Annotated in this window: 26 protein-coding genes; 20 read left to right on the top strand and 6 right to left on the bottom strand. The window is 70.6% G+C overall.

The window, feature by feature from the left end:
* The first annotated feature begins 8 nt into the window (after positions 1-8).
* Complete coding sequence (locus RAH40_RS06445) at positions 9-332, top strand: PadR family transcriptional regulator (RefSeq protein ID WP_306601267.1); 324 nt, start codon at positions 9-11, stop codon at positions 330-332.
* An 11-nt stretch (positions 333-343) separates the two neighbouring features.
* Complete coding sequence (locus tag RAH40_RS06450; RefSeq protein WP_306601268.1) at positions 344-1,333, top strand: hypothetical protein; 990 nt, start codon at positions 344-346, stop codon at positions 1,331-1,333.
* Here RAH40_RS06450 and RAH40_RS06455 read toward each other — a convergent pair.
* The gene (locus RAH40_RS06455) at positions 1,302-1,763 is read right to left on the bottom strand and encodes a hypothetical protein (protein WP_306601269.1); all 462 of its coding nucleotides are present in this window, start codon (positions 1,761-1,763) and stop codon (positions 1,302-1,304) included. The genes RAH40_RS06450 and RAH40_RS06455 overlap by 32 nt on opposite strands.
* A gap of 26 nt (positions 1,764-1,789) precedes the next feature.
* Between RAH40_RS06455 and bshC the strand changes: the two genes are divergently transcribed.
* The 10 genes from bshC (at position 1,790) to bla (ending at position 12,859) form a co-directional block, all read left to right on the top strand.
* Positions 1,790-2,974 carry a bacillithiol biosynthesis BshC gene (bshC, locus tag RAH40_RS06460; RefSeq protein WP_306601270.1) on the top strand — a complete coding sequence of 395 codons (1,185 nt, stop codon included), beginning with the start codon at positions 1,790-1,792 and terminating at the stop codon, positions 2,972-2,974.
* Positions 2,971-3,678: a bacillithiol biosynthesis deacetylase BshB1 gene (gene bshB1, locus RAH40_RS06465; RefSeq protein WP_306601271.1), complete on the top strand. Its 708-nt coding sequence runs from the start codon at positions 2,971-2,973 to the stop codon at positions 3,676-3,678. Before bshC ends, bshB1 begins: the two co-directional genes overlap by 4 nt.
* A complete protein-coding gene (gene tilS / locus RAH40_RS06470; protein ID WP_306601272.1) occupies positions 3,675-4,670 on the top strand; it encodes a tRNA lysidine(34) synthetase TilS in 996 nt (331 codons plus the stop codon). The genes bshB1 and tilS overlap by 4 nt, the downstream gene beginning before the upstream one ends.
* Before the next feature lie 97 nt (positions 4,671-4,767).
* On the top strand, positions 4,768-6,696 hold the full coding sequence (ftsH, locus tag RAH40_RS06475) for an ATP-dependent zinc metalloprotease FtsH (protein ID WP_373432548.1): 1,929 nt from the start codon (positions 4,768-4,770) through the stop codon (positions 6,694-6,696).
* On the top strand, positions 6,693-8,039 hold the full coding sequence (folP, locus tag RAH40_RS06480; protein ID WP_306601273.1) for a dihydropteroate synthase: 1,347 nt from the start codon (positions 6,693-6,695) through the stop codon (positions 8,037-8,039). Before ftsH ends, folP begins: the two co-directional genes overlap by 4 nt.
* 36 nt (positions 8,040-8,075) lie before the next feature.
* Complete coding sequence (glmM, locus tag RAH40_RS06485) at positions 8,076-9,389, top strand: hypothetical protein (protein WP_306601274.1); 1,314 nt, start codon at positions 8,076-8,078, stop codon at positions 9,387-9,389.
* A gap of 55 nt (positions 9,390-9,444) precedes the next feature.
* The gene (locus tag RAH40_RS06490) at positions 9,445-10,173 is read left to right on the top strand and encodes a pyridoxine 5'-phosphate synthase (RefSeq protein ID WP_306601275.1); all 729 of its coding nucleotides are present in this window, start codon (positions 9,445-9,447) and stop codon (positions 10,171-10,173) included.
* Positions 10,174-10,213: 40 nt separating this feature from the next.
* Complete coding sequence (locus tag RAH40_RS06495) at positions 10,214-11,029, top strand: DUF4388 domain-containing protein (protein ID WP_306601276.1); 816 nt, start codon at positions 10,214-10,216, stop codon at positions 11,027-11,029.
* Positions 11,030-11,054: 25 nt separating this feature from the next.
* Positions 11,055-12,023 carry a methyl-accepting chemotaxis protein gene (locus tag RAH40_RS06500; RefSeq protein ID WP_306601277.1) on the top strand — a complete coding sequence of 323 codons (969 nt, stop codon included), beginning with the start codon at positions 11,055-11,057 and terminating at the stop codon, positions 12,021-12,023.
* The gene (gene bla, locus RAH40_RS06505) at positions 12,023-12,859 is read left to right on the top strand and encodes a class A beta-lactamase (protein ID WP_306601278.1); all 837 of its coding nucleotides are present in this window, start codon (positions 12,023-12,025) and stop codon (positions 12,857-12,859) included. The genes RAH40_RS06500 and bla overlap by 1 nt, the downstream gene beginning before the upstream one ends.
* A 188-nt stretch (positions 12,860-13,047) precedes the next feature.
* On the opposite strand, the gene RAH40_RS06510 is transcribed toward bla, so the two are convergent.
* Together RAH40_RS06510 and RAH40_RS06515 are read right to left on the bottom strand one after the other, a co-directional pair.
* On the bottom strand, positions 13,048-14,271 hold the full coding sequence (locus RAH40_RS06510; protein ID WP_306601279.1) for an aminoacetone oxidase family FAD-binding enzyme: 1,224 nt from the start codon (positions 14,269-14,271) through the stop codon (positions 13,048-13,050).
* The gene (locus RAH40_RS06515; protein WP_306601280.1) at positions 14,268-15,557 is read right to left on the bottom strand and encodes a response regulator; all 1,290 of its coding nucleotides are present in this window, start codon (positions 15,555-15,557) and stop codon (positions 14,268-14,270) included. The genes RAH40_RS06510 and RAH40_RS06515 overlap by 4 nt, the downstream gene beginning before the upstream one ends.
* A gap of 48 nt (positions 15,558-15,605) precedes the next feature.
* On the opposite strand from RAH40_RS06515, the gene purE reads away from it, so the two are divergent.
* The 5 genes from purE (at position 15,606) to RAH40_RS06540 (ending at position 20,251) form a co-directional block, all read left to right on the top strand.
* Positions 15,606-16,103, top strand: coding sequence for a 5-(carboxyamino)imidazole ribonucleotide mutase (gene purE, locus RAH40_RS06520; protein WP_306601281.1), 498 nt, complete (start codon positions 15,606-15,608; stop codon positions 16,101-16,103).
* Positions 16,104-16,118: 15 nt separating this feature from the next.
* Positions 16,119-17,255: a lipoyl(octanoyl) transferase LipB gene (gene lipB / locus RAH40_RS06525; protein ID WP_306601282.1), complete on the top strand. Its 1,137-nt coding sequence runs from the start codon at positions 16,119-16,121 to the stop codon at positions 17,253-17,255.
* 184 nt (positions 17,256-17,439) lie between these two features.
* A complete protein-coding gene (locus RAH40_RS06530) occupies positions 17,440-18,951 on the top strand; it encodes a TolC family protein (RefSeq protein ID WP_306601283.1) in 1,512 nt (503 codons plus the stop codon).
* Positions 18,952-19,023: 72 nt separating this feature from the next.
* Positions 19,024-19,872 (top strand): CPBP family intramembrane glutamic endopeptidase, encoded by an 849-nt coding sequence (locus RAH40_RS06535; RefSeq protein ID WP_306601284.1) that lies wholly within the window; start codon positions 19,024-19,026, stop codon positions 19,870-19,872.
* Positions 19,873-19,891: 19 nt separating this feature from the next.
* The gene (locus RAH40_RS06540) at positions 19,892-20,251 is read left to right on the top strand and encodes a nuclear transport factor 2 family protein (RefSeq protein ID WP_306601285.1); all 360 of its coding nucleotides are present in this window, start codon (positions 19,892-19,894) and stop codon (positions 20,249-20,251) included.
* Here RAH40_RS06540 and RAH40_RS06545 read toward each other — a convergent pair.
* The 3 genes from RAH40_RS06545 to RAH40_RS06555 all read right to left on the bottom strand — a co-directional run bounded on the left by RAH40_RS06545 (position 20,235) and on the right by RAH40_RS06555 (position 21,781).
* Positions 20,235-20,963 (bottom strand): NAD(P)H-dependent oxidoreductase, encoded by a 729-nt coding sequence (locus tag RAH40_RS06545; protein WP_306601286.1) that lies wholly within the window; start codon positions 20,961-20,963, stop codon positions 20,235-20,237. The genes RAH40_RS06540 and RAH40_RS06545 overlap by 17 nt on opposite strands.
* Before the next feature lie 17 nt (positions 20,964-20,980).
* Positions 20,981-21,169 carry a hypothetical protein gene (locus RAH40_RS06550; protein WP_306601287.1) on the bottom strand — a complete coding sequence of 63 codons (189 nt, stop codon included), beginning with the start codon at positions 21,167-21,169 and terminating at the stop codon, positions 20,981-20,983.
* A gap of 75 nt (positions 21,170-21,244) precedes the next feature.
* Positions 21,245-21,781, bottom strand: coding sequence for a nucleotidyltransferase family protein (locus RAH40_RS06555; RefSeq protein ID WP_306601288.1), 537 nt, complete (start codon positions 21,779-21,781; stop codon positions 21,245-21,247).
* 83 nt (positions 21,782-21,864) lie between these two features.
* Here RAH40_RS06555 and RAH40_RS06560 point away from each other — a divergent pair, with 83 nt between their 5' ends.
* From RAH40_RS06560 to fliP, 3 genes are all read left to right on the top strand, one after another.
* Positions 21,865-22,713 (top strand): hypothetical protein, encoded by an 849-nt coding sequence (locus RAH40_RS06560; RefSeq protein ID WP_306601289.1) that lies wholly within the window; start codon positions 21,865-21,867, stop codon positions 22,711-22,713.
* 97 nt (positions 22,714-22,810) lie between these two features.
* Positions 22,811-23,326, top strand: coding sequence for a flagellar biosynthetic protein FliO (locus RAH40_RS06565; RefSeq protein WP_306601290.1), 516 nt, complete (start codon positions 22,811-22,813; stop codon positions 23,324-23,326).
* A complete protein-coding gene (gene fliP / locus RAH40_RS06570) occupies positions 23,323-24,075 on the top strand; it encodes a flagellar type III secretion system pore protein FliP (RefSeq protein WP_306601291.1) in 753 nt (250 codons plus the stop codon). Before RAH40_RS06565 ends, fliP begins: the two co-directional genes overlap by 4 nt.
* Position 24,076 lies beyond the last annotated feature (1 nt).

The following is a 24,076-nucleotide window of genomic DNA, read 5'->3' on the forward strand; positions in this document are numbered from 1 at the left end:
GTGAGGCCATGAACCCAGACGTCTTCGAAAACCTGCGGCTCGAATTGCGCCGGGGCAGCCTCGTGCTGGCGGTCCTGGCGGAACTCCGCTCGGAGCGCTACGGCTACACGCTCCGCAAGTCCCTGGCCGACCACGGCCTGGAACTGGACGAAAGCACCCTCTACCCCCTCCTGCGCCGCCTGGAGACCCAGGGTCTCCTCCTCAGCGAGTGGCGGGAGGAGGAAAAACGCAACAAGCGCTTCTACCGCCTCTCCCCCGAGGGCGCGGCCACGCTGGCCCTGCTCATCGAGGAATGGCGCGGCATCGGCCTATCCCTTGAGCAGATCCTCTGAGGAGCATGGACATGGACTTGATCGAACGCTACGTGCAGGCCGTGCGGTTCTGGCTGCCCCGGGCCAGCCAGCAGGACATTGCCGCCGAACTGGCCGAGGACCTCCGCTGCCGGAAGGAGGACCGCGAAGCGGCGCTGGGGCGTCCCCTGGACGAGGCCGAGACGGCCGCGCTGCTGGCGAAGGTGGGCAACCCCCTCCAGGTGGCCGGCCAGTACCTGCAGGAGAAGCCCCTGCTGGACCCCGCCCTCTCCATGCTCTACCGGTTCGTGGTAAAGGTCGTCCTCGTATGGATCCTCCTGCCGCTCCACGCCGTCATCGCGGTGCCCTCGGCCTTCCTGTCGGCCCACCCCCTGGCTTCCATGGCGGAGGCCCTGGGTTCCTTCGCGTTCTCGGCCCTGTTCGCCCTGGGCTGCATAACGCTCGTATTCATCCTGGTGGGCGGCAAGGATTCCGCGCGGGCATGGGACCCCCTGAAGCTCCCGCCCCTGCTCAAGCAGGGCCCGAAGCCCGTCCCCAGGTCCGGGTCCTTCGCCGAGGTCGTCTTCGGGCTGCTCTTCGCGGCGTGGTGGGTGGAGGGCTTCCGGCGCCTGCCCATCGCCTGGTCCTCGCGCATGGGCGCGGTGCATGCGGCCGGCCCCCTCTGGACCGGGCTCCACGCCCAGCTGTTCTGGCCGGTGCTGGCGCTCACGCTCTCGGGCGTCGCGGTGGGGGCCCTGTGCCTGGCCAAGCCCCACCTGGTGAAGATACGGCTCATCTACGGCATCCTGGCCGACGCCTTCTCCGCGGGCCTCTGCCTGATGGCCATCCAGGAGCGCCGGCCTGAGATCGCCCGGGCCCTGGGCGCCCTGCGGGACCTGGGGCACACCCGGGACCTGGCCGGGGCCGCGGACGGCATCGTGGCCACGATCCTGATCATCATCGCGGTGGCCTCCACGATCTCCTGCCTCACCCGGGTCGGCCGGCTGGCGCTCACCGCAGGGTCCACCCCCGGACGGAGCTGATCCGCTCCAGGACCTGGGCCACCAGCTCCCCGGGGGCCTCCCCCCGCGTGCGCACCCGCACCCGGCCGGGGCCCAGGACCCTCGCCACGTGGACGGAGGCCCCGCCGTCAAAGGCGGGGTGCCGGGCCAGGGGTCCGGCCAGGGCCTCCAGGTCCAGATCCTCCAGCCACCTTTCCGGCAGCCCCGGGGGCCGGGCGCCCGGAACCAGGGCCCCCACCTCCCGGGGCTGCACCAGGATCAGGTGGTGCCCGCCCTGGACGCCGTGCCAGGCGAGAAAGGGGGGCAGGTCCCCGAAGGCGATGCCCCCTTTGCGGAATTCCGGCCAGGAATCCAGCCGCGCGAGGCCGGCCTCGTCGGCCGCCTCCATGGCCAGGCGGGCCAGGTCGGGCCCGGGGGGAGGCAGCCAGGGTTCAAGGAAAATTCCGTCCATGGGCCTATTATAGATAGGCTTGAGTCATGGAACCGTCCCCCTGTCCCCGCGTCGCCACCGGCCAGCAGATCGGTGCTGGTTGGACCCCCGCCCTTTCGGTAGTGAAGGCCCTTGCCGCGCTGGCCGAAGCCCGCAGGCTCGGCGGTGAGGCCGTCTACTGGCTGGCCGACGAGGACCATGACCGCCTGGAAGTGGCCACCACGGTCGGCTTCCAGGAGGACCGCATCCTCCCCCACCGCTTCCGGTTCGCGGCGCCCGACAACACCGCCGCAGGCTGGCTGCCCTGGACGGGGGAGCACCAGCTGGAGGCCGAAAGGCTCTGGGGCGAGGTGCCCCTGCCCGGGGAGCCGACGCTGAGGGGCCACGCCCTGGCCCTGGGCGCGCCTCTCTGGAAGCGCGGCCTGCGGCCCTTCTCCCCCACGGACCCGGCCCTGCGCCAGCCCATCCAGGAGGAACTGGAACGCTGGCGGAGCCTGGACCTGGAACAGGACCTGGTGCGCCAGGCGGGGCTGCTGGACGCCGAGGGCGTGCGCTACGGCCTGGATCCCCGCCAGCAGTCGGCCTGGTTCTCCCTGGATCCCCGCACCGGCAGGCGCATGCGCCTGGAGCCCGGCGAGCCCTGCCCGCGGGGGCGGTGGCTGAGTCCGGGGGCGGCGCTGCGCCCCCTCATGCAATCGCTCCTCCTGCCGGGCCTGGCGGCCGTGGTCCTGGGCCCCGGGGAGAGGGCCTACTGGCGCCTCACGGAGCCCTGCTGGGAGCGGGTGGGCCTCGTGAAGCCCCGCATCATCAGCCGGCCCTCGGTGTTCCTGGTGCCGCGGGGCGCCGCCCTGAACGCGGAACTGCTCGAGCCCCTCCGGAAGGGGCGCTGGGAGGACTTCCCCGGCGCCGCGGACGGGGCCGCCCCGCCCAGCGCGGCCCTCATCGCGAACCCCGACCCGGGCTGGGATGCGGCCACCTCCGGCCGGTTCGCCCAGGAGGTGGCCCGCGCCCGCCACCGGCTGGGGCGCCTGGACAGGCGCCTCCGGCGCAACCAGGCCGGCGCGGCCCTGGGCATGGATCCCGAGCGCCTGCGCCAGCGCCTCTTTCCGCTGGGCAGGCCCCAGGAGCGGGTCCTTCCCGGGCTCCTGTGGCTGCGTCAGGATGATCTTCTGGACCGCATGCTGGCCGCCCTCGGCGAAGCCGGCCCGGTGGTCCTGCTGGAGGAGCCATGAACGCGCTCGATCTGCTCGTAGTGGGCGCCCACCCCGACGACGGGGAAGTGCACGTGGGCGGCATCCTGGCCCTTGCGGCCCGCAGGGGGCTGTCGGCGGCCATCCTCGACCTCACCGCGGGGGAGCTGGGCACGCGCGGCGATGCGGCCACCCGCCACGCGGAAGCCATGGAGGCCGCGCGCATCCTGGGCGTGCGGCGCATCATCATGGACCTCCCCGACGCGCGGTTCGAGGAGACGGAGCCCCACCGCATCCAGGTCATGAAGATGCTCCGCTCCCTGCGCCCGACGGTGCTGATCCTGCCCGACCCCGACGACCGCCACCCCGACCACCGCCGCGCCTTCCGCCTGGTGAAGGAGGCCGCCTACTACTCGGGCCTGCGCAACTATCCCTGCCCCGGCGAGCCCTGGCGCCCGGCCGCACTGGCCTGGGTGGGCGGCGAGAACCCGGGCCGCCCCGACCTGGTGGTGGACGTGTCGGCGGTGTGGGAGCAGCGCATGGCGGCCTTCGACGCCTTCGGCAGCCAGTTCACGGCCGACCCTTCCCAGCCCCCGACGCGTATCTCCGACCCCGCCTTCCGGCGCGGCGTGGAAGGGCGGGCCATGCACTGGGGCTCCCTCATCCGGGTGGCCTGGGCCGAGGCGCTGTGGGCCGACAGCCCCGTGCCCCGGGAGCTCACCCAGCTCCTCGCCAGGCTCTCGTGAACAGGCAGGAGACAAAGTGGCTCGGCGAGGTGCTGGCCCGGGGCGACGGCGTACGGGACGGCAGGGTGCTCGTGGCCTGCTCCGGGGGCGGCGATTCCCTGGCCCTCCTGGCCTTCCTGTGGGCCGCACGCAAGTCCCTGGGGCTGGAGCTGGTGGTGGCCAACGCCGACCACGGGCTGCGCCCCGAGGCGCGCGAAGAGGCGGACCTGGTGCGGGGCCTATGCCGCTCCGCCGACCTGGACCTGGTGGAGGCCTCGCTCGACGTGCGGGCCCATGCCAAGGCCTCGGGCCAGGGCTTGGAGACCGCGGCCCGGGAGCTCCGCTGGAGCTGGCTGCGCGCCCAGGCCGCGAGCTGCTCGGCCATCGCCGTGGCCACCGGCCACACCCTGGACGACCACACCGAGACGGTCCTGGTGCGCCTGGCCCGGGGCGGAGGCGCGGGCTGCCTCACGCCGCTGCCGGCGCGCCAGGGCGCGCGCTGGTCGCCGCTGGTCCAGGCGCGCCGGTCCGACCTGCGGGCCTACCTCAAGGCCAAGGGCGTGACCTGGAAGGAGGACGCGAGCAACGCCGATCCCTTCACGCCCAGGAACCGCTGGCGCGCGCTCCTGGGGCCCATGCGCCAGGAAGCGCCCAGCCTGGATGCGCACCTCTGGGAGACCCACCTGCAGGTGGAGGAGCTCGCGGCTTTCAAGGACGCGCAGGTGGCGGGCTGGCGCGGCGCGCGCTGGGACGCGGGCCCCGGCGGGCTCCTGCTGGCCCGTGCCTGGGGAGGGCCGGAACTGCGCTGGGTCCTGGACGCGGCCTTCCTGGAGCTGGGCTGGCCGAGGGAGGCCGCCCTCCTGCGGGATCTGGCCGCCTGGATGCTGCCCCACCTGGCCAGGCGCCCCGGCGCCGCCAAGACCTGGGGCGGCTGGCGCCTTTCCGGAACGGGCGCGAGCCCGGCAAATACGGCCCAGGAAAGCTTATTTCCATGGACTTTGGAGCATTGTTGAGAACCTGGAGGCCCCCTGAGGCATCCAAAGTCAGGAACCGGTCGAGCCGATGCAGGTTAGACTGGATATCGGCGGGGAGTTCCCCCCTGGAGGCACCTTGAATTCCATGATGAAGAGCGCGCTGGTGTGGATCGGGATCATCGCCCTGGTCCTCCTGGCGTTAAAGCAGATCCCCACCAACACCCGCGTCAATGAGATCCCCTTCTCGACGTTCTACACCGAGGGGGTCGAGGGCAAATACCGCAGCGTCACGCTCACAGGCGTGGACATCGAGGGGACCTACAAGAACCCGGTCAAGTCCGCCAAGGGCGAGAGCATTGACAAGTTCAAGACCATCGCTCCCCCGATGCAGGACCTGGGCAAGGCCATCCTCGGCTGGAAGCAGGAAGGCCAGCTCGAGGAGTTCAAGGCCGCCAAGCCCAGCGAGAACAACTTCATGTACATGCTGGTTTTCTGGGGTCCGCTGCTGGTCTTCGTGGTGCTCTGGTTCGTCTTCATGCGCCAGGCCCAGATGGGCGGCAACAAGGCGCTGAGCTTCGGCAAGGCCCGGGCGCGCGGGCTCAACACCGCGGCGCGCCGCGTCACCTTCGCCGACGTGGCCGGATGCGACGAGGCCAAGGAGGAGCTGCAGGAGATCGTCGAGTTCCTGAAGGACCCCGCCAAGTTCGTGAAGCTGGGCGGCAAGATCCCCAAGGGCGTCCTGCTGATGGGCCCTCCGGGCACCGGCAAGACCCTCCTGGCCCGCGCCATCTCCGGCGAGGCCAAGGTGCAGTTCTTCTCCATCTCCGGTTCCGACTTCGTGGAGATGTTCGTGGGCGTGGGCGCCTCGCGCGTCCGCGACCTCTTCGAGCAGGGCAAGAAGAACGCCCCCTGCATCATCTTCATCGACGAGATCGACGCCGTGGGACGCCACCGGGGCGCGGGCCTGGGCGGCGGCCACGACGAGCGCGAGCAGACCCTGAACCAGCTCCTGGTGGAGATGGACGGCTTCGAGGGCAACGAGGGCGTCATCCTCATCGCCGCCACCAACCGCCCCGACGTGCTCGACCCCGCCCTGCTCCGCCCCGGCCGCTTCGACCGCCGCGTGGTGGTGGACCGCCCCGACCTCAAGGGCCGCTTCGAGATCCTCAAGGTGCACACCGCCGACAAGATCCCCCTCAGCCCCGACGTGGACCTGGAGGTCATCGCCCGCGGGACCCCCGGCTTCGCCGGCGCCGACCTGGCCAACCTCTGCAACGAGGCCGCGCTCTATGCGGCCCGCACCAGCAAGAAGTGGGTCGAGATGATCGACTTCGAGCAGGCCAAGGACAAGGTCTTCATGGGCTCCGAACGGAAGTCCATGGTCATGAGCGACGAGGACAAGCGCGACACCGCCTACCATGAGGCGGGCCACGCCGTCGTCGCCGCGACCATCCCCAACGCCGATCCCGTGCACAAGGTCACCATCATCCCCCGGGGCCGCGCCCTGGGCGTCACCTGGCAGCTGCCCGAACGGGACCGCTACTCCTCAACCCGGGAGCGCATGGAAGGCGAGATCGCCATCCTCATGGGCGGCCGCGTGGCCGAGGAGGCCTTCTTCGACCGGCTCTCCACCGGCGCCGCCAACGACATCGAGCGCGCCACCCAGATCGCCCGCCGCATGGTGTGCGACTACGGCATGAGCGAGAAGCTCGGGCCGCTGAGCTTCGGCCAGGGCGAGCACGAGATCTTCCTGGGCCGGGACTTCAGCCAGCGCAGGGACTTCTCCGAGGACACCGCGCGCCTCATCGATTCCGAGGTGCACGCCATCGTCATGCGCAACTTCGAACGGGCCAAGACCATCATCCGCGAGAAGCGCGAGATCCTGGTGGGCCTGGCCGAGGCCCTCCTGGTGCGCGAGACCCTGGACGCGGTCGACGTCACCCGCCTCATGAACGGCGAGGTCCTGCCTCCCAAGCCGCCCCCGTCCGCCTCCGAGTCCAGTTCCAGCAAGCCCATGGACAACCCGCCCGATCCGGGGCTCAAGCCCGCCCTCAGCCCGGCGTGACCTCCTGGCGGACCGCCGGCGGCGCCCTGGACCTTGAGGAGCCCCTCTGGCTGGGCATCCTCAATATCACTCCGGATTCCTTCAGCGACGGGGGCCGGTTCCTGGATCCCGCGAAGGCCCTCGGCCAGGCCAGGAACCTCGTGGCGCAGGGCGCGCGGGCGCTGGATCTGGGCGCGGAGAGCACCCGTCCCGGCGCCGCCGCCGTTTCCGCCGACGAGGAGTGGGCTAGGCTGGAGCCCGTCCTCGCGCTGCTGCGTTCCGCCCTGCCCGAGGTGCCCCTGAGCCTCGACACCCGCCACGGCGAGGTCGCGGCGCGGGGCCTGCGCCTGGGCGTGGCCGTCATCAACGACGTGACGGGCTTCCAGGACCCCGGCCTCCTGCACGTCGCCCGCAACAGCGACTGCGGCCTCGTCGCCATGCGCAGCCGCCTCGAGGACGGCGCGCTGGCGATGCCGCCCTACGGCGGCCCCGGCAACGAATCCGCCACCGACGCCGTGTTCGAGCTGGGCGCCGTGAAGGAGCGCCTTCTCCAGGCCGCCATCGATCCCGGGCGCATCCTCCTGGACCCCGGCTTCGGCTTCGGCACCACCTTCGTGGAGGACCGGGCCCTGTGGGAGGCCCTGCCGGCCCTGCCCTCGGCCCTGGACTGGCCCGCGGCGAGGTTCTGCATCGGGATCTCCCGGAAGCGGTTCCTGGCCTGGCGCTCGGGAAGCCCCGGGCTCCCGCCCCTGGAGCGGGACGCCCTGGGCGCCCGCGCCCACCACGAGGCCGGGCTCCTGGGGTACCGGGTCTTCCGCACCCACGCGGTGACCCTGCCGGTGATCCGGAGGGCGCTGCCGGAGGACGCGGCGGCCCTGGCCCGGGTCCAGGTGGACGCCTGGCGGGCCACCTACCCCGGCATCCTGCCCGAATCCCTCCTGGCGGGCCTGTCGGTCGAGTCCAGCGCCGCCGCCTTCGCCGAATCCCTGGCCGCCCCCAAGCCGCGCTGGGCCATGTGGGCCCTGGAAACCCGCGGCGCCCTGGCGGGCTTCGCCGTGGCGGGGCCCTGCCGGGACCGGGAATCGGACACGGCGGGGGAGATCCACGCCATCTACCTGGTGCGGGAGGCCTGGAGCCAGGGCCTCGGCGCCGCGCTCATGGCCCGGGCCCTCGAGGGCCTCCGGGAGGAGGGCTTCCGGGAGGCCGTGCTCTGGGTCATGGAACGCAACGCCAGGGGACGCAGGTTCTACGACCGGAACGGCTGGGAGCTCACCCCGGCCCGGCGCACCGAGTGGCAGGACGGAATCGCGCTCCGCCAGGTGCAATACAGGCTAGCCCTGGCACCGGAAGGCTCCGGGTTGTAGAATTCCTGGACAGTTTGAAATTCCTAAAGGACGACCATGGCTCTGAATTATTTCGGCACGGACGGGGTTCGCGGCAAGGCCTTCGAGTCCCCCTTGACCCTGGACGAGACGGCCCGCTGGGGGGCCGCATGGGCCCAGGTGGCCCTGGCCCGCGGCATCGGGGAGATGGTGATCGGCTGGGACCCCCGGCTCAGCTCGGAGCCCCTGGCCGAGGCCTTCGTCTCCGGCCTCGGGGGGCGCCTGCGCCTGTGCGTCCTGGGCCTCGTGCCCACGCCCGCGGTGGCCTACGCCGCCCTGCTCCGCCCCGGCGCCTGGGGCCTCATGATCTCGGCCAGCCACAATCCCCCCGAGGACAACGGCATCAAGGGGTTCGACGGCCTGGGCGAGAAGCTCGCCGAGGAGGACGAGGCCGCCGTCGAGGCCGCCTTCGAGGCCCTCGGCCCCATGAAGGCCGGGCCCGCGGCCCTGCCGCTGGAGACGGCCCTTCCGCTGCAGTACATCCGCCAATTGGAGCCCCTGGACCTGCCCGGCGGATTCTCCATGGTGGTGGACTGCGCCCACGGCTCCACCGCGCCCTGGGCCCCCCACGTCTTCCGGGGCGGGACGGTCCACTGGATGGGCGTGCCCGCCGACGGCGCGCGCATCAACGTCGGCGTGGGCTCCACCCACCTGGACGGCCTCGCCGCCCAGGTCCGGGAGCGCGGCGCCGCCCTCGGCATCGCCTTCGACGGCGACGGCGACCGGTGCCTGATGGTCGATCCCCAGGGCGAACTGGTGGACGGGGACCAGCTCCTTTGGCTCCTGGCCCAGGACCTTTCGGCGCGAGGCGAGACCATCCCGGGCGTCGTGGGCACCCTCATGAGCAACGCCGGCCTGGAGGAGGCCCTCGCGGGGCTCGCCATCCCCTTCGTGCGCACCCAGGTGGGCGACAAGTTCATGCTCCGGGAACTGGGCAGGCTCCAGTGGGACCTGGCCGCCGAGGCCTCCGGCCACGTCATCCAGAAGCACGTCGGGCCCAGCGGCGACGGCCTGGCCACGGCGCTTGCGGCCCTGCGGGCCCTCCTCCGGCGGCCGGAAGGGGACCGCTGGTCCTGGCGTTTCCAGGCCTGGCCCCTGCGCCTCGTGAACATCCTGGCCCGGGACCGCCGGCCCGTGGAGGCGTGCCCGCGCCTGACCTCGGCCATGGCCGCGCTCCAGGCGGACCACGGCGAGGACCTCCGCGTCGTCGTGCGCTGGTCGGGCACCGAGCCCAAGCTCCGCCTCATGGTGGAGGCGCGGAGCTCCGCCCTGATGGAGGAGGCCCTCCGGACCCTGGAAATCGCGGCCCGGGCGGACCTCGCCCTGGCCTGATTCTGCTAGGCTGGAAGCCTGACCTTGCCCTGACAACTTCCGCCTGGAGTCCGAATTGCCCGTACGCCTTGGTGTCAACATCGATCACGTGGCGACCATCCGCCAGGCCCGGGGCGGTCACGAGCCCGAACCCGTCGCGGCGGCCCTCATGGCCCAGAGCGCAGGCGCCCACGGCATCACCGTCCACCTCCGCGCCGACCGCAGGCACATCCAGGAACGGGACGTCAAGGTCCTGAAGGAGGTGCTGGCCGTGCCCCTCAACGTCGAGTGCGCCGCCACCTCCGAGGCCATGGAGGCGGTGGTTCCCATCAAGCCCGCGTGGGTCACCCTCGTGCCCGAGACCCGCGAGGAGCTCACCACGCAGGGCGGCCTGGACGCGCTCTTCCTCCACGCCCACCTCCGCCAGATCATCCGCGAGCTGCACGCCTCCGAGATCCGCGTGAGCCTGTTCATCGACCCCCAGCAGGAGCAGGTGAAGATGGCCGCCAAGCTGGAGGCCGAGGCGGTGGAGTTCAACACCGGCGTCTACGCCGACGTCACCCCCGGCGCCGATCCGGTCCCCGAGCTGAACAGGTTGCGCGAGGCCTCGCGCCTGGCCTCCAAGCTCGGCCTGAAGGTCCTGGCGGGGCACGGGCTCAGCCTCTTCAACGTCGGCCCCGTGGCCGCGATCCCGGAGCTCGAGGAGCTCAACATCGGGCACTCCATCATCGGCCGGGCCCTCCTCGTGGGCCTGGACAAGGCGGTCCGCGAGATGATCTCGACCATCAACGAAGGCGGTCAATGAAAAGGAACCGGGGCATCTCCAGGCGGCGGGAGGGCGACTGATGTCCACCCTCCGCGGCAACCTGCAGAGCATCTCCCTGATGGACGTGGTCCAGCTCCTGAACGTGAACCGCAAGACCGGCAAGCTCCTCGTCAACCAGGCCAAGCTCTCCGGGGTCCTCTACGTCCTCAACGGCGACGTGGTCCACGCGGAGATCGGCGGCACCCTCGGGGAATCCGGCGCCTTCGAGATCCTGGAGTGGGACCGGGGCGAATTCGAGTTCGTCTCCACCAAGTTCAAGGCGCCCACCACCATCCGGCGCTCCGTGCCGGACCTGCTCATGGAGGCCGCCCGCACCGCGGATTCCCGCAAGCACCTGCGCGGCATCTTCCCCAGCCTCCAGGTGGTGCCCTGGCCCCGCCTCCAGGAACCGGCCCTCACCCAGGGCCTGCGCATCTTCCAGGAGGACCGGAGGTGCCTGCCCTTCCTGGACGGGTACCGCACCTTCCTGGAGGTCATCGCGGCCACCGGCCTGAGCGAGGTGAGCGTGCTCCAGGCCTGCGCGCAGCTCAAGGAGGCCCACCGCCTCACGATCCTCGAGCCCGACGCCGTCCTCAAGGCCTCGGCCCTGAAGGGCACCCTCTTCCGGAAGGCCGAGCACGTGGAGCTGTCCAGGGCCGCCGAAGCCCGCTGGCAGGGCATGGGGCCCTACGGCCAGGTGACGAGCGTGCGCCTCGTCTGGCCCGACGGCGTCTCCGTGGAACCCGTGCGCTTCAACAAGGCCATGGACGACCACACCGTTGGTATTCCGAAGGAACTTATGCAATCGTGGGGACTAACCGAAGGAACGTCCATAACCGTCCGTCCCGCCCCTTGACCCGGACCTCTCACAGGGATATCCCATGGAAAACCAGGAAGCCCTCACCCCCACCGAGCCCAGCGAGCAGAACGGCCTGGAGGAGATCCACCCGGAAGGCCTCCTGAAGGAGTTCCGCGAGCGGGGCGAGGCCCTGGACCACCGCCTCGACGCCCTCCTGGACCTGGTGCAGGCCATCCGCACCGAGATCCACCAGGAGAGCCAGACCGAGCTCCAGCGCCTGGCCCGCGCCGCCGAGGACATGACCAACGGCAAGATCTTCCAGCAGATCGACATCCAGGCCAAGGGCGAGCTGGGGGCCCTGGTGGCCAGCATCAACTCCACCCTGATGAACCTCCAGCAGCTGGACAGCTCCGTGAAGCAGCAGAGCACCCAGGTGCCCGAACTCGCGGCCCAGCTGGACGCCATCACCGCCGACACCGAGAAGGCCACCCAGAACGTCATGAACCGCCTCGACGTGCTCATGGCGGCCAGCGACCAGGCCCAGTCCTCGGTCAAGGCCGCCGTGAAGGCCCTGCTGGCCACCCAGGAGGCCCAGGCGAAGTTCCACGCCCAGATGGACACCTACCTGGAGAAGGCCAGCCAGGGCGCCGATCCCGCGCAGCTGGCCCAGGAGATCCTGGAGTTCCTCTTCGAGCACCAGATGAATCCCCCGCCCCCGCCCGCGGACATGGAGGCCTGCCTGGCCCCCCTCACCACGGTCGCCGACGAGGCCTTCGAGATCCTGAACACCCTCCAGTTCCAGGACATCACGCGGCAGAAGGTGGAGAAGGTGGTGCTGCTCCTCAAGCAGTTCAAGGACGGCCTCAACCGCCTCCTGGCCATCTTCAACATCGAAGGCGCCCTGGTGGGCGGCGCCCCCAGGGAGGAGGCGATCTTCGACAACCGGGTCATCGCCACCCAGGAGCACATCTTCGACGCCACCCTGGAAGCCGACGACAAGAAGGAATCCGTGGACGACATCATCGCCCAGTTCAAGAAGGCCAAGGGCTAGTGCGCATCTGGGCCCTGGCGCTGCTGGGGACGGTCCTGGCGGCCCAGTCCCCCCAGCTCCGCTCCCTGGAGCGCAGGAGCCGGGGCCGCCTCGGCGTGTGCGTCCTCGACGCCGGCGGCGCGAAGATCCTGGAATACCGTTCCAGGGAACGCTTCCCCATGTGCAGCACCTTCAAGGTCCTCCTGGCCGCCGCCGTGCTGGCCAAGGCGGACGCGGGCCAGGCCGCCCTGGACCGGTTGCTGCCCTACGGCGAAAAGGACCTCCTGGACTACGCCCCCGTCACCCGGGCCCGGGCCGCCGAAGGCGCCCTGTCCCTGGAGGACCTCTGCGCCGCCAGCGTCCAGGTCAGCGACAACACCGCCGCCAACCTGCTCCTGGAGGCCCTCGGCGGTCCCGGCGCCGTCACCCTCTTCGCCCGGAAGCTGGGCGACCCCACGACCCGCCTGGACCGCAAGGAACCCGAACTCAACGACGTCCCCCCGGGCGACCCGCGCGACACCACCACCCCGGAGGCCATGGCGCGCACCCTGCGCGAGCTGCTGGCCGGTTCCACCCTCTCGGCCGCCTCCAAGGCCCGGCTGCAGGGTTGGATGGCCACCTCCACCACCGGCACCCACCGCCTGCGCGCCGGCTTTCCGCCCGCCTGGGACGTGGCGGACAAGACGGGTTCCGGATTCGAGAAATCAGGCACCGCCAACGACATCGCGCTCGTCGTCCCAAAGGGTGGCCGGCCGATGTACGTCACCGCCTACCTGACCGGCGCCAAGGTGAACGCCCAGTCCCGGGACGCCATCCTGGCCGAAGTGGGTCGCCTGGTGTCAAAATTACCCCGGTAATGAAAACGTCACGCAAAGGATGACCGGCAACTTTTTTCTCGGCGAGCCTCGGCCCCTCGGCTGCCTCGGCGCTGCATTTCTTCCCCAAGCCTGCCGGCGCAATGGATTATTGCGTTGAAGAGGCTTGAAACAGAAGGCATCGCCGAGGTTCGCCGAGGAAGGAAACAAAAGCAGGCCTTGGCCTGCGTTCAACCGGGGCTCCCGGCCAGAAAGCCCGTGCTGAACGCCGCCTGGAGGTTGTAGCCCCCCACCGGCCCGTCCACGTCCAGCAGCTCCCCGCAGACCCGCAGGTTGTCCCACCCCTTGACCGCCATCGTCCTCGGATCCACCGCGGAAAGCAGGACGCCTCCCGCCGAGACCTCGCCCTTCTCCAGGTCCACCCGCCCCGGCTCCCCCAGCGGAAAGCCCTCCAACAGCGCCGCCAGATCCTTCCGCGCCGCCCGCGGCAGATCCTTCATCCGCTGATCCAGGCCGATGCCCCGTTCCGCCAGCGCCGGCGCGCACACGCGCTCCGGGAGCCAGCGGCCCAGCCAGGTCCGCACGGCGAGATGAGGATTGGCCTGCTGGAGCCCCACCAGGTCCCCGTCCACGTCCCCGGCGCCCAGGTCGTAGCCCAGCCACGCGGCCCCGGCCCTGCGGGCGGCTTCGGCCGGGCGGCTCAGCTCCAGGGCGGCGGGGCCGGAGATGCCGGTCCGGGTGAAGAGGATGTCGCCCCTGAACCGGTCCAGGACCTTGCCCCCCGGCCCCGCCTTGAGCACGAGCGCGCCTTCCCGCAGGGCGACGCCCTCCCATTCGGGCCGCGGGGTCCGCAGGGGGATGGGCGCCAGCGCGGGGAACCAGGGGCTCACGGGCACGCCCAGGGCCCCCAGGGCCGCCAGGAGCTCGCCCCGGGTGCCGGTCCTGGGATAGCTGGCGCCGCCTGTGGCGAGGATGAAGCGGTCCGCCCGGAGCCAGGTGCCGTCCTCCATCACCAGGGCCGTCAGGGCCGGCGCCTCCCCCTCCAGGGCCCGCACCCGGGCCCCCAGCCGCACCTGGACGCCGGCGCGGCGCACCACGGCCTCGAACGCGGCGGTGACCTTGGCGGCCGATCCCGGGCCGTCCACGGGGAACACGCGGCCGTTGTCCCGGGCCTGGGCGTGCACGCCCTCCCGGGCCAGGAGGTCCAGCACGTCCTGGTTGGTGAAGGCGTGCAGGGCCGGGCGCAGGAAGCGGGCCTGCGCCTTGGGGAAGGCCGCCAGCACCGCGGCCACGGGACCGTCGTGGGTGATGTTGCACTTTCCGCCGCCGCTGATGCGGATCTTCATGCCCAGGCGGTCGTTGGCCTCCAGGAGCGTGGTCTCGCAGCCCACGGCGGCGGCGCGCCAGGCCGCGATCATGCCCGCGGCCCCGCCTCCGGCCACCAGGACCTTCAAAGGATCGCCGTGGAGCCCTGGCCCTTCTGCAGGACCTGGGCGAGACCGCGCAGGACGGTGCCGGCGGAGGCGCCGGGGGGCACCGGGAGCCCGGCCAGGGTCCCGGTGAAGCCGCTCTTGTACAGGGCCTGGATGCGCTCCTCCAGCCCCTTGGCGTCGGTGCCGGGCAGGAGCAGGACGAAGGTGCGGTCCGCCACCCTGCAGAGGGCCTCGCCCTGCCTCAGGCCGGCGCTCAGGAACCGGGCGCTTCGGACCATGTGCTCCTTGGCCTCGAGCCACCCCGCGACCTGCTGGTAGCAGCCCGCGCCCAGCAGGGAAAGGGGCTGGTGGGCCTTGGCCAGCCAGCCCTGCACGAGGGTGAGGTGGGCCTCCAGGAAGGCCTCCGAATAGGCGCCGGTGGGCGGGTCCACGAGCAGATCCCGCTCCAGCCCGATGCGGTCGGCGCTGCGGCCCGCCAGGAGGCGGCCCTCACGCAGCAGCACGTCCACGCGAACGCGCATCTCCGTGCCGTTGGTGGGCACGACGAGGTAGTCCATGGGGCCCGCGTCGCCCCCCACCTGCTTGCGCTCCATGGCCTCGCGGGAGCAGAGCATGAGGACCGGCAGGTCGCGGCTCTTGGCGAAATTCCGCAGGTGGCCCACGAAGTCGCCGGCGGCGCCGTCGGGCAGTTGGTGGTCGATGACCATGAGATCGGGCAGCCCCTGCCCCATGCTGTCCAGGCACGCGCGGAGCGAGTCGGCCCACAGCACGTCGTGGCCCTGGGTGCGGAGCTTGTCCACCACCCATTCCCGCAGGTCGATGTCGGCGATCACCGCCAGGATCCGGGCCTTGGGCTGCTCCTCCCAGCGCCAGGCGCGGTGCATGCCCTGGTTGGCCTTGAGCTCCTCCTGGAGGCTCTGGATCAGGAGGTGGCTGCGCACCCGGCTCCGCAGCTCCACGATGTTCAGCGGCTTGTTGAGGAAATCATCGGCGCCCGCTTCGAAGCTCCGCTCCTTGGCCTCCTGGCCCAGCGAGGTGAAGTGGATGACGGGGATGTGCTGCGTGGCGAGGCTGCCCTTGATGCGGCGGCACACCTCGAACCCGTCCAGGCCCGGCATGACGATGTCCAGCAGCACCAGGTCGGGCCGGTCCTCCTCGATGCGGACCATGGCCTCCACCCCATCCTCGGCGAAGGCCAGCCGGCACCCGAGCCTCGAAAGCTGGGCTTCCAGATACCTGCGCACGATCGCATCATCATCCACGATGAGGATGGTGCGGAGGGGGATGTCCCCCAAAGAGATGTTCATTGGATCCATACCCCCATGATAATGGTTTTCCCTGGTCAAGGAGCGCCAATGCAATCAGCCAACCCCCTCGTGGGCATTCTCATGGGATCCAGGTCCGACTGGGAGACGATGAAGGAGACCGCGCGCACCCTGGCCGCGCTGGGCGTGGCCTTCGAGGCCCACGTCGCCTCCGCCCACCGGACCCCCGACAAGGTCATCGACTACGTCCTGGACGCCGAGGGCCGGGGGATCCGGGTCCTGGTGGCCGCCGCCGGCGGCGCCGCCCACCTCGCCGGCGTCTGCGCTGGCAAGACCCACCTGCCGGTGCTGGGCGTCCCCATGAAGGGGTGGGCCCTGGACGGCATGGATTCCCTCCTGTCGACCGTCCAGATGCCCGCGGGCATCCCGGTGGGCACGCTGGCCATCGGCAAGGCCGGGGCCACCAACGCCGCGCTGCTGGCGGCGGCCATCCTGGCCCTGGGGGACCCGGGCCTCCGGGAGCGCCTCCTGGCCTACCGGAGGGCCCAGACCGAGAAGGCCCTGGCCGACGACGATCTCTCCCTCTGATGTTAGTCTGAAGAGATGACAGGAATCGGTTTCACCCAATCCAGACCCGCGCAGTTCCGACGTCTGGGCCACGTGCTCTACGCCGCGGGGCTCCGCATGCAGAAGGCCATGGCCGAGTACGTCAAGGACGGCACCCGGCCCGACCAGATCCTCGTGCTCGAGCACAACCCCGTCTTCACCCTGGGCCGCAACGCCACCCGCCAGGACATCCACGTGACCGACGCCTTCCTGGAGGAACGCGGCGTGGAGGTCTTCGAGACCGACCGCGGCGGCCAGGTGACGTACCACGGCCCGGGCCAGGTCGTGGTCTACCCCATCTGCAACCTCAAGGGGGGCCGCGAGGACGTGGGGCGGCTCGTGCGGGGCCTGGAGGAGGCCATGATCCGCTGCGCCGCCGATTTCGGCGTCAAGGCCGACCGGCTCCAGGGCTTCCCCGGCGTGTGGGTCGAGACCCCCAGGGGCCTGGAGAAGCTGGGGGCCCTGGGCATCCACCTCAACCGCTGGATCGCCACCCACGGCATCGCGTTCAACGTCGCCCCTGACCTGGCCCATTTCCGCTGGATCACGCCCTGCGGCATCACCGACAAGGGCGTGTGCTCCCTGGCCTCGCTTCTGGGGGACGCCGCCCCCACCTGGGACCAGGCCGCCGACAGCCTCCAGGCCCACATGGCCGCGACCCTGGGCCTGGACGTGCAGCCCGCGCCGGCCCCCAGCCGCAGCGTCTCCGCCCTCACCTGGCGCCGGAGCCCCGCCGGGGTGGAGATCCTGGTCATGCTGCGCAACCCCGACCAGGGCCTCTGGTGGTCCAGCGTCACCGGCATGATCGAGCCGGGGGAGGCCCCCGAGGCCACCGCCCACCGCGAGCTGCTGGAGGAGACGGGCCTCACGGGCACCCTCACCGACATGGCCTTCACCCACAGCTTCTGGATGGACCCCTCCATCCTGGGCCTCCCCTCCGGCCCCCCCCGGTTCAACCGGGAGATCTGCTTCCACATGGAAGTGGAGCCCGGCGCGCAGGTGCGGCTGGCCCTGGACGAGCACAGCGAATACCGCTGGTGCGGGTTCCAGGAGGCCCACGACCTCATGATGTGGGAGGGCTCCAAGGCCGCCCTCCGCCGCCTCCGCAAGCAACTCGGGGCGCCGGTTCCCTAAACCTTTTCCCGTCGGCCCCCTCCATTCCTACGGGGACCCGGCCTATTTCAACACCCGGTGAAATACCCCTTGCCCTTGGCCTCCCGGCCGTTCATGCTCAGATAGGGTTGCGGCTAAACCCGCTCTATTCTTGTTCGTATGCCGATTGATCGAGTTTCATCCATTTGACACCTAAGGAGTGGTGATGGTTCGTGCCTCCATGGTCCCCGTCTTCGCAATGTGCTACAGCCTGGTGGCCCAGACCCCGGCTCCCGAAGGGAAGCACCTCAGCCTCCAGGAGGCCATCCAGATCTCCCTGCAGAACAACCTGCAGGTGGACATCGCCCGGCAGGCCCGCGAGCAGACCCAGTCCGGCTACCTGACCAGCCAGGGCGTCTTCGACTGGAACCTCTCGGGACAGGCCCAGTCCTCCCGCATCGACACCGCCTCCAATTCGCCCCTGTTCAAGGGCTCCTCCACGGCGGTGGCCTCCCAGTACACCTCCTACGGCCGCAGCCTGACCGTGGACGTGGGCAAGGCCTTCGTGTGGGGCGGCAGCGTCAAGTTCGAGTACGCCCCGGTCTACAGCTACTACCGCGGGCTGACCCTGGGCACGCCCGACGTCCCCTCCAGCAATTCCTACCCCTACACCGGCGCCCTTTCCGCGACCTACAGCCAGAACCTCCTGGCGGGCTTCGGCCGGGAAGTCACCACCGCCCCCATGGTCGTGGCCCAGAAGAACGCCCAGGCCGCGGACTACACGTTCCAGCTGGCCATCATCAACCTCGTCGCCAGCACCGAGGGCCAGTACTGGGATCTCGTCTACGCCGAGCGCTACCTGGCCAACAAGAAGGTGTCCCTCGAGCTGGCCCAGAAGCAGCTCAAGGAGAACACGATCCGCATGCAGGTGGGCACCATGGCGCCCATCGACGTGACCAGCGCCGAGGCCCAGGTGGCCCAGGCCGAGCAGGACATCATCGCCGCCGAGGCCTCGCTCGCCAACGCCAAGGACGCCCTCATCCGCTCGCTCTATCCCAACGCCGAGCGTCCCACCTCCCTGGACAGCACCGATTCCCCCACCCTCGCCCACACGCAGCTCGACGAGGCCGCCGCGGTGAAGATGGCCCTCGAGCGCCGCGTGGAGCTGAAGGCCGCCCGCATCGGCAAGGAAGTGGCCCAGCTCAACGCCAGGGTCGCCGAGAACAAGACCCTGCCCACGCTCTCCGCCTTCGGCACCTACACCGGCAACTCCAACAACTACGATTCGCTGAGTCCCGTCAACAAGGACCTGACCGGCGCCAAGTATCCCGGCTACACCGTCGGCCTCCAGTTCTCCATGCCCATCCAGAACCGCGCCGCCAAGGGCAACCTGTCCGCCGCCCGCGCCAGCCTTCGCAGCAGCGAGCTGAGCCTGCGGGACCAGGAGCTGAGCATCACCCTCCAGGTCCGCACCGCCGTGCGCAACGTCGAGGCCGCCGAGAAGGGCGTGAAGGCCGCGGAAAAGACCCGCTACTACCAGCAGAAGAACCTCGAGGCCGAGCAGAAGAAGTTCGAGAACGGCATGAGCACCAACTTCGTCGTCCTGCAGGTCATGACCAACCTCGACAACGCCAAGAGCGCCGAGCTGCAGGCCCAGATCAACTACGCCAAGGTCGTCACGGCCCTGGAGCAGGCCGTGGGCAACCTCATGCAGGCCCGGAACCTCACCATCAAGTAGTCCGTCACGACGCAGGTCCGGGGCGGGAACGCGGGGAACCGCGCTCCCGCCCTTTTTCCAGAGGAGCCGGCCTTGAGGCGGATCTTTTTCGACGAGCGCGGCAGCCTGCGCAACGGATGGTGGATCCTCATCTACCTCGCACTCCTGATCGTGGCGTCGGTGGTCCTCGGGACCGGGGCCCGGTTCCTTAAGCGCCTCGGGGTCGGCCGGGCCTGGTTCGAGCCCGTCCCCTTCCTGATCACCCTCGCCGCGGCCTGGGCCGTCACCCGGCGCCGCCGGGAGCGCCTGGCCGACCTGGGCTGGCGCCTGGACCGGCGGTGGCTGGCGGAACTGGCCTGGGGCACCGCGCTGGGCGCGGTCCTCATCGCCGCGGCCGCGGGGCTCACCTGGGCCGCCGGCGGCGTGCGCTTCGAGCTGGATCCCCACCGCGCCTTCCGGGTCCTGGGCTACGGCTTCTATTCCTTCCTCCTGGTCGCCCTTTTCGAGGAGAGCCTCTTCCGGGGCTTCTGCTTCCAGCGGATGGTGGACGGCCTGGGGCCCTGGGGCGCCCAGCTGGTGCTGGCCGCCCTCTTCGCGCTGGCCCACTGGGGCAACCAGGGCATGCACGGGAGCGCGCGCGTCTGGGGCACCCTCAACATCGCCATGGCCGCCGTCCTCCTGGGCCTGGCCTACCTGCGCACCCGCAGCCTCGCCCTGCCCGTGGGGATCCACCTGGGCTGGAACTGGGCCCAGGGCAGCGTCTTCGGCTTCAGCGTCAGCGGCACCGGCGCGTCCAGGGGATGGCTCCACCCCGTGCTCCAGGCGCGCCCCGAATGGGTGACCGGCGGCGCATTCGGCCTGGAGGCCAGCGTCTCCGGCGTGCTGGTGCTGGCCGCGGCCATCGCCCTGCTCTGGGCCTGGCGCCGGGAACCGGCTGTATAATCCCGTGAGGAGACATCCCATGCGTCCCAAGGAACTCGTCATGGCCTGGGCGAAGGCCTTCAACCGCGCCGACCCCGACGGCCTGGCCGCGTTCTACGCCGAGGACGCCGTGAACCACCAGGTCGCCGAGGCCCCCGTGGAGGGCCGGGAGGCCATCCGCAGGATGTTCGCCGAGGGCTTCCGGGCCGCCGAGATGATCTGCATCGTGGAGAACATCTTCGAGGACGGCGAGTGGGCCATCCTGGAGTGGCGCGATCCGCTCGGGCTGAGGGGGTGCGGGTTCTTCCGCGTGGTGGAGGACAGGATCGTGTTCCAGCGGGGGTACTGGGACAAGCTGTCGTTCCTGCGCATGCACGGGATGCCTATTCCCCGGAGCTGACCTGCCGGTATTCCGCCTTCAGCTGCATGCCTTCGTCGTAGTGCGCCAGGGGATGGAACGGGATGGGCTCCAGCGTGTCCAGCGCCGCCAGGTGCCGGCGCCAGCGCTCCAGTTCGGCCAGGCGCCCGGTGTCGGTGAGACGGGCCGGGCCCCACACCACGAAGGGCGGAAGCACCTCCAGGCCGCAGAAGTAGAGGATTCCGTGCTGGATGGGGAAGAGGATCCGGTCCATGGCCCCGTTGAGGCCGAACTCTGAATAGGCGCCTTCGGGGCCGCCGGTGGTGATGGAGAGCATCGCCCTGCGCCCCTTCAGGCCGCCCTCGTCGTACCGCATGCCCCCGCCGTAGGCGAAGCCCATGGCCATCACCCGGTCCACCCAGCCCTTGAGGATGGCGGGCATGGAGAACCACCACAGGGGAAACTGGAGGATCACCAGATCCGCGGCCAGCAGCTTCTGCTGCTCGGCGACGATGTCGGGGGCGAGGGTGCCCAGTTCCAGGGCCGCCTTCTCCTCGAGCTGCCGCTTGAGGTAGTGCTTGTCCCGGCGCTCCAGGAAATCCTCGCCGTCGGCCACGGCCTTGAACCCCATGCGGTAGAGGTCGGACACGGTCACGGTGTGGCCCAGCGCCTGGAGGGCGTCCTGGGTCACACGGGTCATGGACCCGTTGAAGGAATGCGGCTCTTCATGGGCATGGACGACGAGTGCGTGCATCGCGCCTCCTGGGGCCTTCACCTCATTGGGTTCGTGGGTGAAGTATGGCCCAGGGGAACCTGGAAGGCATAGGTGATTCCCGCCTGCCACCGGGTGGTGGCGGAATCCAGGATCGTGGAGGCGGCCTCCACCCCGGCCCGGAACTGCAGCCGCCGCGTCAGCCGCACCAGGAGGCCCCCCTGCAGGCCGAGGGGCGCTGGACGCATGGGGGACCTCCGGACCCTCAGGATCGGTCCGGCCATCCGCACGAGCAACCGGCAACGAGGGGCCTCATGGCATCGTCAGAGGTCCCCGGGTTCGTCCACGTCCCACGCCCCCTCGGGAAAAGGGACCTCAACCACGTCGTCCCCCTGGAGCAGGCCCCGGGCGCCCGTGTCGCCGGCGAGGGCCAGGAGCTGGGGAAAGGCCCGGGCCGGAAGGATCGCGGGGATGCCCCGGACGCCCCCGTAGGCGCAGGCCACGGGCGCTCCGCGCCACCGGGCCAGGAGCCTCCCCACCAGGACGGCGTCCACCGCCGGCTGGTCGCACACCAGGAAGAGGGCCCCCTCGGCCCCCTCGCCCAGGGCCCGCACCCCCTCGCGGATGGAGCTGGCCATGCCCTCCTCCCAGCCCGGGTTGTGGACCACCCGCACGGCAAGGCCCCGCAGCTCCCCTTCGATCTCCTCTGCGCGGCAGCCGGTCACCACCACCACCGGGCCGCAGGCGCCCGCGGCGGCCACGGCCCGGCGGAGCAGGGACTCCCCCTGGTAGCGCTCCAGCTGCTTGGGCCGGCCCAGCCTCCGGGAGGCGCCTGCGGCAAGGATGACGGCGGGTAGCATGGGCGGGCCCCGGGGAAAGTTGTAACCAACAGGATAGGGCCTTGGCGGTATCATCCACTTACCGAACTTTTGTGGAGTATTTGATGCTGCTTCTGCCCCTCACCTTCGTCCTAGCCTCAGCCGTGGCCCAGACCGGGCCGGCCCTCACGCCCGCAGCGCAAAGCCTCGTGGCGGCGGAATACGCCTTCACGGACCAGTCCGCCAAGGACGGCATCCGGGCCGCCTTCATGGGCGCCTTCCACAAGGACGGGCTGGTCTTCATCCCCCGGGCCGTCAACGGCCTGGCCTACTACGGCACCCAGCTGGAGATGGGCGCCTCCCTCCTGTGGTTCCCCATCCGCGTCGAGACCTCCGCCGCCGGCGACCTGGGCTATTCCACGGGCCCCTACACCTTCAGGAGCTCCAAGGACGCCCCGGACGCCTCCTACGGCTGGTTCGTGAGCATCTGGCAGCGGGACGCCGGCTCCCCCTGGAAGGTCCGCCTGGACATCGGCGTCTCCACCCCCGATCCCAGCGAACTGCCCGCCCCGGCCGCCCTGCCCCGCAGCACCGCCGCCCTGCCTGCCGCTCCCTCCGTCAGCCCCACCGCTTCAAGCGAGCTCACCGCCCTGGACACCGCCTTCGGGGAGGAGGCCGCCAAGAACATCCAGAACGCCTACAAGGCCCGCGTCGACGCCAACGTCCGCCTCTACCGCAAGGGCCGCTTTCCCCTCGAGGGCGCCGGCAGCCTGCAGCGCTACCTGGACCCCTATGCCGTGACCTTCCAGCCCACCGAGGCCGTCATCTCCGGCGGCGGCGACCTGGGCTACTCCCGCGGCACCCTGACCCGCAAGGACCCCTCCGGCCCCCAGACCTCCAACTACGTCCACATCTGGAAGAAGGCCGCCGGCGGCTGGAAACTGGCCGTGGAAGTGGAAGTCCCCGCCAAGTAGCCTGAACCAAACGCGTTGGAAAGAGGCCGGCTTGCCGGCCTCTTTTCCGTATTGGCACGGCCGTCGCACCCTCCTCCCGCTGTGTCGGGAGTCCGTCGTGTCGATCAAAGGCCTCATCCTGTCTGGAATCCTCCTGGTGTCGGGGCCGTGGGCCCTGGCCCAGGCGCCGGCGCCGGGCCCCTCCGAGCGGGCCCTGCAGGAGAAATATGTGCCGGATGACGGTAAACCGACGCAGGGCCGGGACCAGACCAGCGCACCGTCAGGCTGGCGGGCACTGGGATCCATGTTCATCGTGCTGGGCCTGGCCGGCGGCGGGCTGTGGGCCTTCCGCAGGTGGGGGGCCAAGCGGCTTCCCGGCAGCGGGGGCGCCCGCCTGAACGTCGAGGAAACCCTGGCCCTGGGCGACCGCCGTTTCGTTTCCATCCTCCGGGCCGACGACGAGAAGTTCCTCATCGCCCTCGGCCCCCAGGGCGTCACCCTCCTGGCCCGCCTGGACAGCGTGGAGGCCGGGGGCCCCGCGGACTTCGCCCAGGCCCTGGCCCGCGAGTCCGACATCGCCACGCCCATGGCCGTGCGGGACGTGGAAGCCATGATGCGGGGGGAGAAGCCGTGAGAAGGTTCTGGCCCGTACTGCTTCTCCTTCTCCTGGCCGGCGCGGCCCTCCACGCCCAGCAGGCCCCCGCGAGCCTGCCCAGCGTGACCGTCGACTTCGGCAAGGCCCCCCAGGGACCGGCCCTGAGCGCCACCCTCCAGGCGGTGCTGCTCCTGACGGTGCTCACCCTGGCGCCCACCATCCTCATGACCACGACCTGCTTCATCCGCATCATCATCGTGCTGGGCTTCATGCGCCAGGGCATGGGCACGGCCTCCACCCCCAGCAACCAGGTGCTGATCAGCCTGGCCCTGGTGCTCTCCTTCTTCATCATGGCGCCCGTGGGGCGCGAGATAAACACCACCGTCCTGCAGCCCCTGAACCGCAACGAACTCACGGTGGACCAGGCCCTGGACAAGGCCGCCGCCCCCCTGAAGGTCTTCATGCTCAGGCACACCCGGAAGAAGGACATCGGCCTGTTCCTGGGCATCGCCAAGGCGCCCACGCCCCAGACCAAGGCCGACGTCCCCATGGAGGTACTCATGCCGGCCTTCCTCATCTCGGAGCTCAAGACGGCCTTCGAGATCGGCTTCATGATCTTCCTCCCGTTCCTCATCGTGGACATGGTGGTGGCCTCCATCCTGCTGAGCATGGGCATGATGATGCTGCCGCCGGTGGTCATCTCCCTGCCGTTCAAGATCCTGCTCTTCGTGATGGTGGACGGGTGGTACCTCATCGTGGGCTCGCTGGTGCGCGGGTTCACGGGCTGAT

Source organism: Geothrix sp. 21YS21S-2 (genome assembly GCF_030846775.1).
Lineage (GTDB): Bacteria > Acidobacteriota > Holophagae > Holophagales > Holophagaceae > Mesoterricola.

What these genes read in the sequence shown, in the direction of transcription:
- RAH40_RS06495 (WP_306601276.1), top strand. Translation starts at nt 10,214, where the DNA reads ATGTCCACCCTCCGCGGCAACCTGCAGAGCATCTCCCTGATGGACGTG.
- bshC (WP_306601270.1), top strand. Translation starts at nt 1,790, where the DNA reads ATGGAACCGTCCCCCTGTCCCCGCGTCGCCACCGGCCAGCAGATCGGT.
- glmM (WP_306601274.1), top strand. Translation starts at nt 8,076, where the DNA reads ATGGCTCTGAATTATTTCGGCACGGACGGGGTTCGCGGCAAGGCCTTC.
- RAH40_RS06550 (WP_306601287.1), bottom strand. Translation starts at nt 21,169, where the DNA reads ATGCGTCCAGCGCCCCTCGGCCTGCAGGGGGGCCTCCTGGTGCGGCTG.
- RAH40_RS06530 (WP_306601283.1), top strand. Translation starts at nt 17,440, where the DNA reads ATGGTTCGTGCCTCCATGGTCCCCGTCTTCGCAATGTGCTACAGCCTG.
- bshB1 (WP_306601271.1), top strand. Translation starts at nt 2,971, where the DNA reads ATGAACGCGCTCGATCTGCTCGTAGTGGGCGCCCACCCCGACGACGGG.
- RAH40_RS06455 (WP_306601269.1), bottom strand. Translation starts at nt 1,763, where the DNA reads ATGGACGGAATTTTCCTTGAACCCTGGCTGCCTCCCCCCGGGCCCGAC.
- purE (WP_306601281.1), top strand. Translation starts at nt 15,606, where the DNA reads ATGCAATCAGCCAACCCCCTCGTGGGCATTCTCATGGGATCCAGGTCC.
- RAH40_RS06445 (WP_306601267.1), top strand. Translation starts at nt 9, where the DNA reads ATGAACCCAGACGTCTTCGAAAACCTGCGGCTCGAATTGCGCCGGGGC.
- RAH40_RS06555 (WP_306601288.1), bottom strand. Translation starts at nt 21,781, where the DNA reads ATGCTACCCGCCGTCATCCTTGCCGCAGGCGCCTCCCGGAGGCTGGGC.
- RAH40_RS06515 (WP_306601280.1), bottom strand. Translation starts at nt 15,557, where the DNA reads ATGAACATCTCTTTGGGGGACATCCCCCTCCGCACCATCCTCATCGTG.
- RAH40_RS06500 (WP_306601277.1), top strand. Translation starts at nt 11,055, where the DNA reads ATGGAAAACCAGGAAGCCCTCACCCCCACCGAGCCCAGCGAGCAGAAC.
- RAH40_RS06540 (WP_306601285.1), top strand. Translation starts at nt 19,892, where the DNA reads ATGCGTCCCAAGGAACTCGTCATGGCCTGGGCGAAGGCCTTCAACCGC.
- RAH40_RS06545 (WP_306601286.1), bottom strand. Translation starts at nt 20,963, where the DNA reads ATGCACGCACTCGTCGTCCATGCCCATGAAGAGCCGCATTCCTTCAAC.
- RAH40_RS06450 (WP_306601268.1), top strand. Translation starts at nt 344, where the DNA reads ATGGACTTGATCGAACGCTACGTGCAGGCCGTGCGGTTCTGGCTGCCC.
- lipB (WP_306601282.1), top strand. Translation starts at nt 16,119, where the DNA reads ATGACAGGAATCGGTTTCACCCAATCCAGACCCGCGCAGTTCCGACGT.
- RAH40_RS06560 (WP_306601289.1), top strand. Translation starts at nt 21,865, where the DNA reads ATGCTGCTTCTGCCCCTCACCTTCGTCCTAGCCTCAGCCGTGGCCCAG.